The organism is Thioalkalivibrio sp. ALJ24 (assembly GCF_000377785.1).
Lineage (GTDB): Bacteria > Pseudomonadota > Gammaproteobacteria > Ectothiorhodospirales > Ectothiorhodospiraceae > Thioalkalivibrio.
Genome location: NZ_KB898731.1, coordinates 47,344 through 63,049 on the forward strand (window position 1 = coordinate 47,344; position 15,706 = coordinate 63,049).

Sequence of the window (15,706 nt, forward strand, 5' to 3'; positions counted from 1 at the left end):
CCGGAGCGCCGGCCGCGTCAGTCCTGCTCGTCGGCCAGCGGCAGGCCGGCGTGGCGCCATTCGGCCACGCCCTCCTCCACGCGTTGCGCGGCGATCCCGTGCTTGCGTAGAAGGGCGACGGCCTCCTTCGCCATCAGGCAGTAGGGGCCGCGGCAGTAAGCGACCACCGGGCGGTCGGCCGGCAGTTCCTGCAGGCGCTGATTCAGCTCTTGCAGCGGGATGGAACGCGCGCAGGGGAGATGCCCGGCGGCGTACTCGACCCCGGGGCGCACGTCCAGCACCACCACTTCGCCGCGCCGGGCCTGTTCCAGCAGTTCCGGACCGGCGACCGGGGCCAGCTCGTCGGCACGCTCGGTCAGCTCGCGGGTGGCCGCCTGCAGCTCCAGAAGGCGCTCCTCCGCGAGCGTGCGCAGCATGACCCAGAAGTCCGCGACGTGGCGGTCGGCGAGCCGATAGTGGACATGACGCCCGTCGCGACGGGCCTCCACCAGGCGGGCCTCGCGCAGGGCCTTGAGGTGGGCACTGACCAGTTTGACGCTGACGTCGGTGTCCGCTGCCAGCTGCTCGACGGTCTTCTCCCCCTGCACCAGCACCTCGATCAGCTCCAGGCGCTTGGGGCTGGCCGCGGCGCGCGTGATCCGCGCCACCTGCTCGTACAGCACGTCCTTCAGATCGCGCTCGTTCATCCGGGTGCGACTCTCATTCTAATATTCGTTGGAATGAAAGATACTGAGACCGGGACGGCGACACAACCCCGGTTTCTACAGGCCCTTCGGCTTTTGTGCCTTTGTTGCGCGTCCGCTATTTCTGAGTAGATTGGTCAACAATTCATTCAGCACATGCTGATTCGCTGAATGAAGCGACAATGCCCGAGGGCATCTTCCGCAAACTAAGGAGGTCGTTATGAGCAATCTGATCCAGAACTTTCCGCCGGATGGTGTGGTGACCCTCAACCGGGTCATTCTGAAACCGGAATACACCATCGACGACCTGCAGGAACGCGTGGCCGTGCTGTGCGAGAACGTGAAGACCTATCACTCGGACACGGGCTTCGTCGGCGGCTTCGTGGCCATGAACTCGGGTGAAGTCTCCAACGAGGGTTCCACCATCGGCCAGGCCGTGGAGAGCCCGTTGAAGGACAAGGAAGCGCTGATCATCACCTTCTGGCGCTCGATGGAAGAGCATGAGGCCTCCCATCGCAGCGAGACCTTCCAGCCACTTTTCCAGAACGTGCTGGAGCTGTGCGAAAACGGCAACGAGGAAATCGCCTACGAGATGCTGTGGTCCGGCGCGGCCTACGATCCGGAAGAGGCGAAGGCTGCGCGCGAGGCCAAGGAGATGCACGCCGCTTGATCGTGGGCGTCTCTCCGGACACCCCTTCGTACGTGAAGCGTGGAATTGCCGGGGCCTGCGGGCCCCGGCTTTTTTGTGTAAGCGAAATTAATTCGCAAACCGCGCCGGCCGCAACCGGCACCCCGAGCGAGGGGCTCCGGAGAGGGGTCAGTCGCGGTCGTGCTTGCGCTCTTCGGTGGGGGTGGAGGGTTTTACCTCCTCCGAGGCGAGGGTGTGGGTCTCGGGATCGTAGCGATCCTTGAGTTCGTCCTTGAGGGTCCCTTCCCACAGCGGGATGCCGACGAAATAACCAGCGCGGCCAATCAGGTGCGCGGCCACCGGGGCGGTCAGGATGATGAACACCACGATCGCCAGCGCGCGGGCGGTAACCGCACCGTCATCGAAGAACACCGCGGCCGCCACCACCATGGTGCCACCACCCAGCGCACCGGCCTTGGTGGTCGCATGCATGCGGGTCAGCAGGTCGGGCATGCGCAGGGCGCCCAGCGCCGCCAGCAGCATCAGCAGCGAGCCCGTCAGCAGGAGTAAGGCGGTGATCCATTCAATCATCACTGCGGTACCCTCCCTTTTCCAGGTACCGCGCGAAGCCCACCGCCGCGAGGAACGCGGTCAGCGCCAGCACCACGGCCACGTCGAGGAAGTTGGCCATGCCGGTTGCCACCGCATGCGTGGCAATGAACCCCACGGTCAGCGAAGCGATCAGCTCCAGCGCCACCACCCGGTCGGGCAGGCTGGGACCCTTGATCAGACGTATGAAGATGATCACCAGCGCCAGGCTGAGGATCACGAAGGTCGCGGTCACGGCCCAGTCGAGAATCGCCATCAGTCGATCAGCTCCATCACGCGGCTTTCCAGATCCTGCAGTTCGCGCCGCAGCTTGTCTTCGTCCTGCAGATACATCGCATGGATATACAGCACCTTGCGATCGGTGGAAACGTCCAGGCTGAGGGTGCCCGGGGTCACCGAGATCAGGTTCGCCAGCACGGTGATCTGCGCGTCGGTATGGGCGCGCAGCGGGAACGCGATCACCCCGGGCTTCATCAGGTGCGTGGGCGTCAGCACGTCCCAGGCAACCACCAGGTTGGCCTTGATCAGATCATAGATGAAGAACGCGATGAAGGAGATCACCTTCGGCACCTTCCAGAAGAAGCTGCTGTGATCCGCCTTGCGGTTGAACGCAATCCACAGGGCCATGTAACTGAACACGAGGCCGGATAGCAGGCTGGTCGCGGTGAAACTGCCGGTCAGCATCATCCAGGCCAGCGCCAGCAGGAGGTTGAGTGCGAGCAGGTTCATCGCGCGTCGTCCCCCAGAATCGCCTCGACATAGGCGTCCACGTCCAGCATCTGCTCACCGGCCGCCAGCGACAGCTGCAGGAACGGTTCGGCCGCCACACCCATCAGTACCGCCAGCGCGGCCAGCACCGCCACCGGCGCATACAGCAGCCACATCCCTCGCCGATCCGGCCAGCTTGGTCCGACGGCCGGGGCCTGTTCGCCACGCGGATCGGCCTTCCAGAATGCCTCGGCCCAGATCTTCACCATGGAGTAGAAGGTGAGCAGGCCGGTGATCAGCGCGACGGCCACGATCCAGTAGGCCTCGACCTCCAGCCCCGCGCGTACCAGCATCAGCTTGACCAGGAACCCGGACAGCGGCGGCAATCCGGCCAGCGACAGCGCAGCGATGAGGAACAGCACCGACAGCCCCGGATGGGTGCGGTACAACCCGCCGAGATCCTTCAGCTCGTGCGTGCCACGGGCGAAGTACGAGATCCCGCTGATCAGGAACAGGTTGGTCTTGACGATGCTGTGATGAAGGATGAACAGCAGCGAGCCGGCGAGCGCCAGCGGGGTATGCAGGGCCAGCCCCATGAGCATGTAGCCGATCTGGCTGACGCTGTGGAAGGCCAGGATGCGGCGGAACTCGAACTGCGCGGCCGCGCCCAGCACGCCCACCAGCATGGTGAAGCCGGAACCCCACAGCAGGATGTTCTGGGTGACTTCCGGGGCCTCGGTGAACATCAGGGTGAAGAAGCGGATCAGCGCGTACACCCCGACCTTGGTCAGCAGCGCGGCGAAGATCGCCGAGATCGCCACCGGCGGCGTGTGGTAGGAGGCCGGCAGCCAGAAGAACAGCGGGAAGGCCGCCGCCTTGATCGCGAAGGCCACCATGAACAGCACGCCCACCACGGTCACCAGTCCGGTGTTTTCGGCCTCGCCCATGTAGGCCGCCAGCTCCGCCATGTTCAGGGTACCGAACAGGCCATAGGTCAGCCCCACCGCGGCCAGCAGGATCAGCGAAGACACCAGGTTGAGGGTGACGTACTTGATCGCCCCCTCCATCTGCGCGCGCTCGCCGCCGAGGATCAGCAGCGCGAACGAGGCGACCAGCAGGACCTCGATCCACACGTACAGGTTGAAGATGTCCCCGGTGAGGAAGGCCCCGGCCACGCCGGCGAGCAGCAGCTGCAGCAGCGGGTGGTAGCCGAAGCGCTCGTGATCCGGGGTCATCGACACCAGCGAGTACACGGCCACGATCAGCCCCATCACGCCGGTCAGCAGGACCATGGTGGCGCTCAGCAGGTCGGCCGCCAGCACGATGCCGAACGGCGCCTGCCAGCTCCCCATGTGCATGGCCAGCACGCCGTCGTTCCAGACCGAAACCAGCAGCCAGATCCCGGCGGCGGTCAGCGAGAGGCCGCCCACCACGCCGACCACGCGCTGCACCCCGCGCCACTGCCAGAAGGCCAGCGCGAGGCTCCCGAAAAACAGGGGGATGATGACCGGAAGGGCGACCTCGATCCTCACGTGTCCGTATCCTTCATTTCGTCCAGGTCATCCGCGCCCACCACCTCGTAGGCGCGATGGATCAGCACCACCGCAAAGGCGAGCACGCCGAAGCTGATGACGATCGCGGTGAGGATCAGGGCCTGCGGCAGCGGGTCGGCCACCGCACCCTCGGGCGTGAGCATGCCCTCGGGGATCAGGGGGGGCGCGCCACGGGTCAGGCCCGAGGTGGCGAAGATCAGCAGGTTGGCGGCATTGGACAGCAGGATCAGGCCGATCACCAGCTTGACCAGGCTGCGCCGCAGCATCAGGTAGGTGGCCGTGGCGAACAGCACGCCCACCAGGATCGCGAGCAGGGGTTCCGCAGTCATTCTTCCGCCTCCGCCAGGGCCAGGACGATGGTCAGCACGGTGCCGATCACCACGAGGTACACGCCGATGTCGAACACCAGCGGGGTGGAGAGCTTGAGCTCGCCGAACAGTGGGACCTCCACGTCCCACCACAGCGAGGTCAGAAAGGCACGCCCCTGCAGCAGCGCGGGCACCCCGGACAGAGTCGCCAGCAGCAGACCGATGCCCAGCATGTTGCGCGGGTCGATGCGCAGGATGGCGCGCGCCTTGTAGACATCGAAGGCGAACATGTACAGCGCGAAGGCCATCGCCGCCACCAGACCGGCGATGAATCCGCCGCCCGGCTCGTCATGGCCGCGCAGCAGCAGGAACACCGAGAACAGCAGCAGCAGTGGCAGCAGCAGCCGCGTCCCCGTCTGCAGGATGAGCGAGCCGGCCATCATGACTTGCGGTCCTCCGCGCGGAACTTGATCATCGCGTACACGCCTACCGCGGCCAGCGCGAGCACGAACAGCTCGCCAAGGGTATCCAGGGCGCGGAAGTCGACCAGGATCACGTTGACGATGTTGCGCCCGTAGGCCGACGGCTCGGACTCGGCAATGTGGTATTCGGAGATCGCCGGGAAGTACTGCACGCCCAGGGTGGCCATCAGCACCGCGGTCATCGTCACGCCCACCGCCAGCGAGGCGATCACGTCACGCACCCGCGTGAGCGGATTGGAGAATTTCAGGAAGCCCGGCAGGCGGAACAGCACCAGAACCAGCAGGATCACGGTCAGGGTCTCGACCAGGACCTGGGTGATCCCCAGATCCGGCGCGCTGAAGAACACGTAGATCAGCGCCACGCCGAAGCCCACGATGCCCAGCGAGGCCACCGCGGCCAACCGCGAATTCGTGGTGGCCACGAACATCGCCGCCAGCGCCACCAGGGCGACGATCACCCACTCGTGGATCAGGATGTCGTCGAAGCGTACCGAGACCTCGAAACCGCCCAGGGCCGCGAAGGTCCCGACCACCAGGGCGACGGTGGTGAGCATGGTCACCATGACGTAGGTGCGCAGATGGCCGTTCTGCAGGACGCGGGTCTGGAAATCCGAGAACCAGACCAGTCCGTCCATGAAACGCTCGTAGCCGCGCTCCGGCGCGATGCGCATGGCCGGCGCCATGCCCCGTCCTATGCCGGCACGCACCGAATCCCAGAAGCGATAGATCACCAGACCCGCGGCCAGGCTCAGCAGCGACATGCCCAGCGGCAGATTGATGCCGTGCCACAGCTTGAGCTCCATGCCGGGATCGGCCCCGTGGATGGACATCGCGGTGGCTGCCACCAGCGGCTGCGCCAGGGCCGGGAACAGACCGAGGACCAGACCCAGCACCGACAACACCGCCGGGCCAGCCAGCATCGCACCGGGCGATTCATGCGGCGTGCGCTTGAATTCCCGACGCGCACCGAAGAACGGCCGCAGGCCCACGATCGCGGCCACCGCCACCACCAGGATCGCCGAGCCCAGCGCCAGCAGCGGCAGGACCACGGCCAGCGCGTCCGGCGCACCCAGGGCCGCCTCCAGCATCAGTTCCTTGCCGACGAAGCCGAACAGCGGCGGCAGCCCGGCCAGCGACAGCGCGGCGATCACCGAGAACGCCGCGGTCAGCGGCATCGCGTGGCGCAGCCCGCCCATGTTCGGAACTTCCTTCTCGCCGGTGCCGTGGTCGATGGACCCGGCGAGCATGAACAGCGCACCCTTGTACAGCGAATGCGCCAACAGGAACGCGGCCCCGGCCATCGCGGCATACGGTGTGCCGATGCCGATCAGCATGGTCAGCGTGCCCAGCGCCATCACCGTGGAATAGGCCAGCAGCTTCTTGATCTCGGTGCTCTGGATGGCCATCCAGGCCCCGGTGAACATGGTCACCGCCCCGAACAGGCCCAGCGTCCAGGTCCACAGCTCGGTGCCTCCCAGTTCCGGGTTCAGGCGCGCCATCAGATAGACCCCCGCCTTCACCATGGTGGCCGAGTGCAGGTAGGCCGAGACCGGCGTGGGCGCGGCCATCGCGTTGGGCAGCCAGAAATGGAACGGGAACTGGGCCGACTTGGTGAAGGTGCCCAGCAGGATCAGGATCACCAGCGGCAGATACAGCGCATGCTCGTGCAGAGAGTCCTCGCCGGCCAGGATCTCCGAGAGTTCCCAGGAACCGGCCGCCATCGCCAGCAACACCAGTCCGGCGAGCAGGGCCAGACCGCCGCCCACCGTTACGATCAGGCCCTGCAGCGCGGCCTTGCGCGCCTTGAGATCCTCATGGTTGTAGCCGATCAGCAGGTAGGAGGTGATGCTGGTCAGCTCCCAGAAGATGAACATCAGGATGATGTTGTCGGCCAGCACCAGCCCCAGCATGGAGCCCATGAACGACAGGATCAGCACGTAGAAGCGCCCGAGGTCGCGGTGCGCCTCGAGGTAGCGCCCGGCGTAGCTGACCACGAACACGCCGATGCCCGCGATCAGCAGCGCGAACATCAGCGACAGGCCGTCGATCAGGAACGAGAACTGGACATCCAGCCCGGGCATCCACTGCCAGGCCAGGCGCACGCTCTCGCCCCCCACGACGGCGGGCAGGAAACTCGCGAAATAGACGAACAGGGCCGCCGGCAGCAGGGCCAGTACCCAGCCGCTGTGGCGCCCGGTGGCCCGATGCACCACGGGCGCCAGCGCCGCCACCACGAAGATTGAAAGAATCGCGAACAGCATCCAGATGGACGTCCTGACAGGGGTCGGGAAGACGCCCGGCGGGCGCCCGTCACAGAATGGCGAAGGCTACCGGGTCAGCCGGGGGCGCGCAACAGCACACCCCCGGTAGCGGGTACTCAGTTCAGCCAGTCGCTGCGCCGACGACGGCTCGGCAGCCGCGTCAGAATGACCCCGAGGATCGCGCTGCCCACTGCCACCGCAGCCCCGGTCATGAACCAGCGGCGGTCGCTGTCGGCGCGCATCACGTCGACCTGTCGGCGATATTCCTCGGCCGTCTCGCGGGTCTCCAGGAGTTCCTCTTCCAGCTGCTCGTTGCGGCGCTGGATCTCCGCCGGACGCTCGGCAATGTCGCGCAGCTCCTCGAGTTCCTCCTGCATGCCGTTGATCCGGTCGGCCTTCTCGTCGCGTTCCTGGCGCAGCGCGTTACGCTCGTCCAGCAGCTCGGCGATGCGGCCCTCCTGATCGTCGGCCCCGGAACGGATCTCGGCCAGTTCCTCTTCCACCTCGGCCAGGCGCTCGCGCGCATGCGGCTCGTCCTGCAGATATCGGCTGAGGATCCAGGCTTCGTTGCCGCTGGGGAGCCGGATCCGGCTGTAACCGCTGTCTTCCTCCAGCACCTCGACCCGGTCACCGGAGTCCAGCGAACTGATGATCCGGCCGCCCTCGGGGCTGGACCAGACCCCCGTCTCGAGGGTGTCGGAAACGTAACGGGTCTCCGCCGCGGCCGAACCTCCGGCGAGCAAAAGCCCCGCCAGCGTCACTGTCATCAGCCCCTTTCGCATTCGCACCCCGCGTACCTCGGTCAATGTTTCGGATCGGACCGCCATTCTAGGCGAACGTCCGGTCAGGCACACATACCTCTGGCGGATGAGGTGAAACGCGTCACGCACCAGGAACACCCCCTGACCGGCGCGCCGCCAGGGCGCGACGGATCCACCCGGGCAGAAAGATCACCACCTCGAAGGCGGCCGGCAGCAGGCGACGCAGCTGGCATGCCCCCACGGCCAGCAGGTACAGCAAGCCGGCGAGCAGGCCCAGCAGGGTGCTCAGGAGACCGCCGAGTAGCACACGGGTCGCCTGCAGCAGCCCCACGACCCACACCGGCACCAGCGCCAGAACAAGCGGGATCAACAGTCCCAGGGCCGCGCCGACCAGCTGTTCCGCATGACGGATACCCGGCGGCAGTGCCCGCTCCTCGCCCTCCAGCAACAGCGTCACCAGCTCGTGCTGATACACCAGCCAGTCGAGATGGAATCCGGCCAGTGCGGACACTGCCGCCACCAACGCGAGCACCCCGATGGAAACCGCCGCCAGGGCCCGCGGTGCCCAGCCGCCACCCTCCATCAGGGCCCGCGGCAGCGTGCGGGTGACGCCGCGAGTCTCGGCCAGGATCCAGCCGGCCAGCGTCGCCATTCCCAGCAACAGGAACAGCATCCACTCGGCCCCCGGCGCGGTGAGGCCCGAGCCCTCCGCTGGATCCGGGAACATGCCGGCCAGGGCGGGGCCGAACACATGCTGATGCACCACCACGGCCAGCGCCGCCAGCGCCAGCCCGGCCGCCCCCATCAGCCATTGCGTCGCGGCCTGGGCATGCGCCGGCAGGGCCCGGCCCAACCGCTGCCCATCCTCCCCGCGGCGATTGAGCGAACGGTCCAGGCGTTCGCCCTGGCGTTCAAGCCGGCCCAGCTCGTCCTGCACCTGTTCCAGCCGCGCGACCATCTCGCGCAGCGGACTGTCGACCCGGCGCCGCGCCGACAGCAGGGCGCTGGCCGAGCGACGCTGCTCCTCCAGCCCCGAGCGGGCAATGCGCAGCACCGTGTCTTCCATGTCGTGCGCCAGGCGCCGTGCCTCCGGGGTCTCGCCGGCCGGGGTCTGCGCCAGCGCCTCCAGGCGCGAGACCCAGACCGGCTCCTCGGTCAACCGGCGTTCGTCGCGCTGGTAGGCCTCCTCCATCAGCCGCAGGGTGTCGTGTGCCTGCTGGCGCAGGGCCGGCAGCTGTGCGAGGTCATGCCCCACCATCTCGGCGTACCGGCGTTCCAGCGCGGTTACCGCACTGTGGATGCGTTCAGCCTCCAGCCGCTCCACGTGTTGCCCGTGCCAGCCCTGCACGGCATCGCGCAGGTGCAGGACCTGGCGGCGCAGGGCACAGGTCCCGCGCGCCAGCGCCGCCGCCACCGCGACCAGAAAACGCCGCAGCGGTTGCCGGGCCAGATCGAGCAGTCCGATGGCGATCGCGATCGCCAGGATCCACAACAGAACGGTGGCCGCCACTTCTCCCCCTTTCGGACCGCGCCACACACCGGCGGCAGGCCGGGGCGAAGACGCGGACTCGCGGTCTGGATGTCGGACCCGATTATGCACGACCCGCAGCCGCCTCGCCGTGCCATCCCCATGACCGGGATTCTGACCGGCCTCAAGTTCCGGACGGGCACGCCGATACCCCGATTAAATCTTCGGAGGATCCGCGATGCTTGATCTCGAACTCCTGTCCGGTCCGTCGGTGTCCACTCACGACGAACCGCAGTGGCTGGACACCGGCTTCACCGCGGGCTGGATTCCGGCCTTTCGTCACCGTGGCAACGGCGAGGTGCATGCCAGCCACCTGGAAGACGGCCGCCTCGCCAGTGCCCATATCCTGGACACCCTTCCGGATGCCTGGGTGGCCGAACGCGACGACCGGGGACGGCCCGATTCGCTGATCCCGCAGGTTCAGGCCGGTTACCTGCGCGGGGATCGTTTCTTCACCCTGGCGGAGCTGCTGCGCTACCCGGCCGACGCCTGACCCGCCCTTCCCGCCGCCGGCCCCGGCGGCGGGAATTGCTTTTGCCCGCCGGTTTCGGTCCAATACCGGGCTTTTCCCCCGAGCATCCTCCCCATGCAGAAGAATCAGTACGATCGCGACGAACTCCTGGCCTGCGGCTACGGCAACATGTTCGGCCCGGGCAACGCCCAGCTGCCGGTCCCCAACATGTTGATGATGGACCGGGTCACGGAGATCAACAGCGATGGCGGCCAGTACGGCAAGGGCGAGATGCTCGCCGAACTGGACATCCACCCGGACCAGTGGTTCTTCGCCTGCCACTTCCCCGGCGACCCGGTGATGCCCGGCTGCCTGGGACTGGACGCGATGTGGCAGCTGGTCGGCTTCTATCTCGCCTGGTTGGGCAACCCCGGCCGCGGGCGCGCGCTGGGCGTGGGCGAGGTGAAGTTCACCGGCCAGGTGCTGCCGACCGCCGAACGGGTCACCTACCACGTGGAAATGAAACGGGTGATCTCGCGCAAGCTGGTGCTGGGCATCGGTGACGGCACAGTGCAGGTGGACGGTCGTACGATCTACGAAGCCACCGACCTGCGCGTCGGCCTGTTCACCTCCACCGAAAACTTCTGAGGCAGCCCCAGCACGTCCCGGTGCCCGACCCGCAGGCGGCCCTCGCCCCGATCAATATGGGCGCGGCGCCGCTCGCCCCATTCCCGGAACGCCGCCGCCCGGCCAGGCTCGATCGCGGACGCCGCGGCCACCCAGCCATCCATCAGGGCACTTGCCAGGCCCGCCCGTGACGCGTCGAGATCCCAGACCGCATCGGCCATCTCGACGGCGTAGCCATGGTCTTCCAGGCGTCGCGCCAGATATTCGCCGGCCCGCGGGCCCAGGGCCGGGCCGAACCCCTTGTCGGTGAGCTGGTGGCGATTGACCGCCGCGCGCAGCGCCGCATCCCCGTGGTCCGCGGGACTTGCCTCGATCCGGCCGTCGTAACTGAGCGCGAACAGCACCGCGGCCCCGCGCTCTGCACAGGCCGCCACCAGCCGGTCCAGCCAGTCCGCCGAGACCAGGTCCAGCAGCGCGGAGCCGGTCACCACCAGCGGCTCGCCCGGCGGCGGGTCCGGCAACGGCGGCGGCCCTGCGGCGAAGTCTTCCACCCGGCGTTCGCGCACGTATTCGCCACCCGCGCCCCGGCAGGCCGCCTCCAGCAGTTCCGCGTCGTGGTCCACCAGGGTCCAGTGCTGAGGTTCCGGCAGCCGCGGCGCCAGCCAGCGCAGGCCGGAACCCCGGCCGGCACCCAGATCGAACACGCGCAGGGGCGTCTGTGGCGTCGCCCGCACCTGCCGCGCCCAGGCGTCCAGGGCATCGGCCAGGGCGGTCGAACGCGCCGCATGGTCCGCGGGCTCGCGCAGGCTCAGCCAGCCGGCATCGAAGTGCTCGCTCACGGCGCCAGTTCGCGCAGCGCGCGCTCCATCGCCTCCACCGACGCCGGCCAGTCGGACATGCGCCGCGCGGCCTCGCGGCCGGCCATGCCGGCGGCCCGCCGCGCCTGCGGGTCGTCCAGGAAACGCGCCAGTGCCTCGCGCAGGGCCCGGATGTCACCCGGCGGAACCCGCTCCCCGGCGGCGGCCGGAACGGTGTACGGGATCGCCCCGCCGGTGGTCGTGACCACCGGCAGGCCGCGCGCCATGGCCTCGGTGAACACCATGCCGAAGCCCTCGTATTCGCTGGGCAGCACGAACAGCGAAGCGGCGTCGTACAGCACCGCCAGATGCGCCTCCGAGCAGGCCCCGGTGATGCTGACCCGGTCCTGCAGACTGCCCTCTTCGACCTGGCGGTGCAGGCCCTGCACGAACGTCGGGTCACGGTCCGCCGGCCCCGCGAGCACCAGATGCCAGGGCCGGTCGGTGAGCCCCGCCAGCGCCGCGAGCAGATGCTGCTGGCCCTTGCGCGGGATCAATGCCCCCACCGCGAGCAGCCCGGGCGGCGCACCCGGGGCCGGCCCGGATGCCACGGCATGCCGCTCCACCCCCGGCGGGACCACCCGCAGGCGCGCGGACTCGACACCCCACCCGGCGAGCACCTCGGAGGTGAACGCACTGGTGGTGACGATGCCCTCGGCGGCCGCCAGTCCGGCGTGTTCCAACGCCAGCAGTTCGCGGCGGCGCCGGGCATCCAGACCGGTCTCCTCGCCGAGCGGGTGATGGACCAGCGCGATCAGGCGCAGGCGCCGGGCATGGCGCTGCAGGACCTCCGGGAAGGCCCCGCCGGCCAGACCGTCCACCAGCACTCGCTGACCGTCCGGCGCGGCTGCGAGCGCCGCTTCCAGCGCATGCTCCGCATCCCCCGAGGGCCCGGGGAAGTCCCCTTCCAGTTCATCCACCGCCAGCGACCAGCCCCGCGCGCGCAGGCCGGCGACCATCTGCGCGTCATAGCGGTACCCGCCCGTAGGCTGATCCAGCGACCCCGGCACCAGCAGGCGCAGGTCCGCGGCCTGATTCAAGGAGCGGCCTCATAGGAGGCCCAGGCGACGTGGGATTCGTGCAGGGTCACGCAGACCGCGTCCAGACCCCGCGCAGAGTCACCCAGGCGGCCGTCATGGATGGCATCGCTGATGCGTGCATGGATGGCGCGCGCGAGGAACTCCGTAGTGGTGTTGTGTCCCTCGAACTCCGGCCGGTCGTCCAGATTCTGGTAGTTCAGCTCGCCGAGGATCCCGCGCAGCACCTCCCCGGCACGGCCGATGTCGACCACCAGACCGTCGGCATCCAGCTCGCGCCGCCGGAAGGTCGCGTCCACCACGTAGGTGGCGCCGTGCAGGTTCTGTGCGGGGCCAAAAACCTCTCCGGCAAAACTGTGGGCGATCATGAAATGATCACGGACATTGAGGCTGTACATGCTCGGCTTTCTCCATTCGCAGTGATGGATCAGACCCACACCGGGTCGGGATCCGGGTAGCGGATGCGATGACAGAGGGTGGTCGCGGCGGCCGGCCCGGCCACCCGCGGCATCACCCGGGGCAGATCCTCGAAGGCGTCCTCGCCACTGATCAGCACGTCCAGCACGGGATCGGCCAGCAGCTCCAGGGCCAGCGCCAGGCGCCGGCGATGGTCCCAGCGCGCGGCCCGCGACGGCGGGATACGGCCAACCTGGCTGCTGCGCAGCTCCAGGCGCCGCGAATGGAAGCCCTCGCCCAGCGGCAGGCTCACGGCGCCGTCGCCGTACCAGCTGCCCTCCACCACCCGCGCCTCGGTGCCCGCCAGCTCCAGCGCCTGCACCAGGCCATCGCCATGGCCGCTGCAGTGGATCACCACGTCGCACGAAGCCGGCCCCGGCCGCTCGCGCGCGGCGGCCGGGGCATGCAGCGCGAGGCCCAGGGCCCGGGCCGGTTCGGCGCGCGCGGGTTCGGGGTCGATCAGTGCTACCCGCGTGCCCGGGATCGCGCGGACCAGCCACGCGCACAGCAACCCGACCACGCCCGCGCCGATCACCGCGACCCGGTCACCGGGGCCCACCCCGGCATCCCACACGGTGTTCACCGCCGTTTCCATGTTGGCCGCCAGCACCGCACGGGTGTCGGGCACCGCGTCGGGGATCGGCACCAGCATGGACTCGGGGGCGTTGTAGCGATCCTGATGCGGATGCAGACAGAAGACCCGTTCCCCGGCGCGCGTTCCGCCTTCCACCACCCCCACGCTGATGTAGCCGTATTTCACCGGCGCCGGGAACTCCCCTTCCTGCAGCGGGGCCCGCATCGCGGCGTACTGGTCCGGCGGTACCCGACCGCGGAACACCAGCGATTCGGTCCCGCGCGAGATCGCGCCATAACGCGCCCGTACGCGGCATTCGCCGGGGCCCGGCGGCGCCAGCCGGGTGGCGCGGATCTCGCCTTCTCCGGGGGCCGTGATCCAGAAGGCACGGGCCTGATTCATGCGGGTTCTCGCAACGTTCGGGACACGGGTTCATGCTCGCGGGTTATCCAAGGCCCGCAGTGTAGCCGAGTCGCCACCGTCCACCGCAATCCCGACCCCGGAGGCCGCCACGGATGCCCCTTTCCGCCGTTCTGCGTCGCCCGCTGCACCCCGCCGACCTGATCCTCGGCGGGGTGCTGGCGCTGGCTGTCGCCGGCGGCATCGTGCTGCTGACCCCGGCGGGTCCGGTCCTTCCGCTGGCCACACTGGCGCTGTGGGGACTGCTGGTGGCGCTGGTGGCCGGCAGTGCCGGCCGCAGGGGAGGACTGCAGTCCATCCCCGGACCGGGCAACCGGGTCACCCTGCTGCGCGCGGCCCTGACCGCCCCGGTCGGCAGCGCGGCCCTGCTCGCACCGGTCCCCGGCGCGCTCGCCCACGAAAGCCTGGCGCTGTGGGTCACCGGTCTCGCCCTGCTGGTGCTGCTGCTGGACGGACTGGACGGGGCGGTGGCGCGGCGCAGCGGGACCACCTCGGCCTTCGGCGCGCGCTTCGACATGGAACTGGATGCGGCCCTGATCCTCGCGCTGTCGGTGCTCGCCTGGCAGCCGGGGCCGGCCGGCCCCTGGGTGCTGCTGATCGGGGCGATGCGCTATCTGTTCGTGCTGGCCGGCAGGCGGCTGCCCTGGCTGCGCGCGGAACTGCCGCCCAGTCGGCGCCGTCAGGCGGTCTGCGTGCTGCAGACCCCGGCGCTGCTGATCGCCCTGGCCCCGCCGGTGCCCACGGGGCCGGCCATCGCTGCGCCGACACTCGCCCTGGCCGCGCTGACGGTTTCCTTCGCCGTGGATATCGTCTATCTGTATCGGGGAAGACCCGCGTCGGATTCACCCCTCCCGGAGGACACGTCATGAAGAACCGATTCCGCACCCTGGCCACCACCGCCCTTATGGGACTTGCATGGATGCTGCCAGCCGGCGCCGCGGCCATGGACGAATGGGAGATCGACACCGAGCACTTCGCGGTCGGGTTTATGGTCGATCACGCCGGATACGCGCGAGTGCTGGGGATGTTTCTCGAGGCCGAAGGCGCCTTCATGTTCGACCCGGATACCGGCGAGCTGGGGGAGGGCCATTTCGTGGTGCAGACCGACAGCGTGTTCACCAACCACGAGGAACGCGACGACCATCTGCGTAACGAGGACTTCCTCGACGTGGAAAACTACCCCGAGATGCGTTTTACCGCGACGGACTACGAGCCCACCGGCGAGGACAGCGGGCAACTGACCGGTGATCTCGAACTGCTGGGCGAAACCCGGCCAATCACTCTGGACGTGACCATCAACAAGGTCGGACGCTACCCGTTCCCGCTGGGCGGCGTCTTCTCGCGTCCTTACGTACTGGGCGCCTCGATGCGCGGGGAATTCCAGCGCAGTGACTTCGGCATGGACTACGGGCTGATCCGCGACATCGTGGGGGACACGGTGGAACTGATCATCGAATTCGAGGCGCAGCGTCAGTAGCCGCGCCGGGAAGCCGGGGACCGGGGCCCCCGGCCCTGCCTTCAGGCCGTGGTGTTGACCAGCGTCCCGACGTTGTCGGGCAGCGCCTCGGCCGCACCGGCCGCCGCCTCCACGCTGGCACCGGCCCCCGCGTTCACGTCGGCCACGCCCTCGATCAGCTGCGTCACCGCAGACCCTTCGGCTTCCATGGCACGGTTCATCACCGCGATGTCCTTCTGCTGCATCAGGCTGGCCTGCTGCATCTGCACGGATTGAGAAACCGCTGCGTTGACATCCATGGGTACCT

20 protein-coding genes are annotated in these 15,706 nt (G+C 68.5%); 5 read left to right on the forward strand and 15 right to left on the reverse strand.

What is annotated here, in order from left to right:
• Positions 1-17: 17 nt before the first annotated feature.
• Positions 18-686, reverse strand: coding sequence for a metalloregulator ArsR/SmtB family transcription factor (locus D571_RS0111030; protein ID WP_018936749.1), 669 nt, complete (start codon positions 684-686; stop codon positions 18-20).
• Between the two features lie 217 nt (positions 687-903).
• Between D571_RS0111030 and D571_RS0111035 the strand changes: the two genes are divergently transcribed.
• A complete protein-coding gene (locus D571_RS0111035) occupies positions 904-1,353 on the forward strand; it encodes a hypothetical protein (protein ID WP_018936750.1) in 450 nt (149 codons plus the stop codon).
• Between the two features lie 147 nt (positions 1,354-1,500).
• On the opposite strand, the gene mnhG is transcribed toward D571_RS0111035, so the two are convergent.
• The 9 genes from mnhG to D571_RS0111080 all read right to left on the reverse strand — a co-directional run bounded on the left by mnhG (position 1,501) and on the right by D571_RS0111080 (position 9,503).
• Positions 1,501-1,902 carry a monovalent cation/H(+) antiporter subunit G gene (gene mnhG, locus D571_RS0111040; RefSeq protein ID WP_018936751.1) on the reverse strand — a complete coding sequence of 134 codons (402 nt, stop codon included), beginning with the start codon at positions 1,900-1,902 and terminating at the stop codon, positions 1,501-1,503.
• Positions 1,895-2,176, reverse strand: coding sequence for a monovalent cation/H+ antiporter complex subunit F (locus D571_RS0111045; protein WP_018936752.1), 282 nt, complete (start codon positions 2,174-2,176; stop codon positions 1,895-1,897). Before D571_RS0111045 ends, mnhG begins: the two co-directional genes overlap by 8 nt.
• Positions 2,176-2,649 carry a Na+/H+ antiporter subunit E gene (locus D571_RS0111050; protein ID WP_018936753.1) on the reverse strand — a complete coding sequence of 158 codons (474 nt, stop codon included), beginning with the start codon at positions 2,647-2,649 and terminating at the stop codon, positions 2,176-2,178. The genes D571_RS0111045 and D571_RS0111050 overlap by 1 nt, the downstream gene beginning before the upstream one ends.
• Positions 2,646-4,160, reverse strand: a complete 1,515-nt coding sequence (locus D571_RS0111055; protein WP_018936754.1) for a Na+/H+ antiporter subunit D — start codon at positions 4,158-4,160, stop codon at positions 2,646-2,648. The genes D571_RS0111050 and D571_RS0111055 overlap by 4 nt, the downstream gene beginning before the upstream one ends.
• A complete protein-coding gene (locus D571_RS0111060) occupies positions 4,157-4,510 on the reverse strand; it encodes a Na+/H+ antiporter subunit C (protein ID WP_018936755.1) in 354 nt (117 codons plus the stop codon). The genes D571_RS0111055 and D571_RS0111060 overlap by 4 nt, the downstream gene beginning before the upstream one ends.
• On the reverse strand, positions 4,507-4,932 hold the full coding sequence (locus D571_RS0111065; protein ID WP_018936756.1) for a Na+/H+ antiporter subunit B: 426 nt from the start codon (positions 4,930-4,932) through the stop codon (positions 4,507-4,509). The genes D571_RS0111060 and D571_RS0111065 overlap by 4 nt, the downstream gene beginning before the upstream one ends.
• On the reverse strand, positions 4,929-7,232 hold the full coding sequence (locus D571_RS0111070; protein ID WP_018936757.1) for a putative monovalent cation/H+ antiporter subunit A: 2,304 nt from the start codon (positions 7,230-7,232) through the stop codon (positions 4,929-4,931). The genes D571_RS0111065 and D571_RS0111070 overlap by 4 nt, the downstream gene beginning before the upstream one ends.
• Positions 7,233-7,348: 116 nt before the next feature.
• Positions 7,349-8,014: a TIGR04211 family SH3 domain-containing protein gene (locus D571_RS0111075; protein WP_018936758.1), complete on the reverse strand. Its 666-nt coding sequence runs from the start codon at positions 8,012-8,014 to the stop codon at positions 7,349-7,351.
• A gap of 100 nt (positions 8,015-8,114) precedes the next feature.
• Positions 8,115-9,503 carry a hypothetical protein gene (locus tag D571_RS0111080; protein WP_018936759.1) on the reverse strand — a complete coding sequence of 463 codons (1,389 nt, stop codon included), beginning with the start codon at positions 9,501-9,503 and terminating at the stop codon, positions 8,115-8,117.
• Positions 9,504-9,699: 196 nt separating this feature from the next.
• On the opposite strand from D571_RS0111080, the gene D571_RS0111085 reads away from it, so the two are divergent.
• Positions 9,700-10,014, forward strand: coding sequence for a hypothetical protein (locus tag D571_RS0111085; RefSeq protein WP_018936760.1), 315 nt, complete (start codon positions 9,700-9,702; stop codon positions 10,012-10,014).
• A 93-nt stretch (positions 10,015-10,107) separates the two neighbouring features.
• Entirely contained in the window at positions 10,108-10,620 is a 513-nt protein-coding gene (gene fabA / locus D571_RS0111090) for a 3-hydroxyacyl-[acyl-carrier-protein] dehydratase FabA (RefSeq protein WP_018936761.1), read from the forward strand.
• On the opposite strand, the gene D571_RS0111095 is transcribed toward fabA, so the two are convergent.
• From D571_RS0111095 to D571_RS0111110, 4 genes are read right to left on the reverse strand one after another with little or no spacing between them, the layout of a single operon-like run.
• On the reverse strand, positions 10,566-11,438 hold the full coding sequence (locus tag D571_RS0111095; RefSeq protein WP_018936762.1) for a hypothetical protein: 873 nt from the start codon (positions 11,436-11,438) through the stop codon (positions 10,566-10,568). The two genes, fabA and D571_RS0111095, sit on opposite strands and share 55 nt — an antisense overlap.
• Entirely contained in the window at positions 11,435-12,496 is a 1,062-nt protein-coding gene (locus tag D571_RS0111100) for a glycosyltransferase family 4 protein (protein ID WP_018936763.1), read from the reverse strand. Before D571_RS0111100 ends, D571_RS0111095 begins: the two co-directional genes overlap by 4 nt.
• On the reverse strand, positions 12,493-12,891 hold the full coding sequence (locus tag D571_RS0111105) for a 6-carboxytetrahydropterin synthase (RefSeq protein WP_018936764.1): 399 nt from the start codon (positions 12,889-12,891) through the stop codon (positions 12,493-12,495). Before D571_RS0111105 ends, D571_RS0111100 begins: the two co-directional genes overlap by 4 nt.
• Positions 12,892-12,920: 29 nt before the next feature.
• Complete coding sequence (locus D571_RS0111110; protein WP_018936765.1) at positions 12,921-13,925, reverse strand: zinc-binding alcohol dehydrogenase; 1,005 nt, start codon at positions 13,923-13,925, stop codon at positions 12,921-12,923.
• A gap of 113 nt (positions 13,926-14,038) precedes the next feature.
• Here D571_RS0111110 and D571_RS0111115 point away from each other — a divergent pair, with 113 nt between their 5' ends.
• Both D571_RS0111115 and D571_RS0111120 read left to right on the forward strand, forming a co-directional pair.
• Positions 14,039-14,812, forward strand: a complete 774-nt coding sequence (locus D571_RS0111115; protein ID WP_018936766.1) for a CDP-alcohol phosphatidyltransferase family protein — start codon at positions 14,039-14,041, stop codon at positions 14,810-14,812.
• The gene (locus D571_RS0111120; protein ID WP_018936767.1) at positions 14,809-15,420 is read left to right on the forward strand and encodes a YceI family protein; all 612 of its coding nucleotides are present in this window, start codon (positions 14,809-14,811) and stop codon (positions 15,418-15,420) included. Before D571_RS0111115 ends, D571_RS0111120 begins: the two co-directional genes overlap by 4 nt.
• Before the next feature lie 41 nt (positions 15,421-15,461).
• Here the strand turns inward: D571_RS0111120 and D571_RS0111125 are convergent, their stop codons facing one another.
• A complete protein-coding gene (locus D571_RS0111125) occupies positions 15,462-15,698 on the reverse strand; it encodes a putative motility protein (protein WP_018936768.1) in 237 nt (78 codons plus the stop codon).
• Between the last annotated feature and the right edge of the window lie 8 nt (positions 15,699-15,706).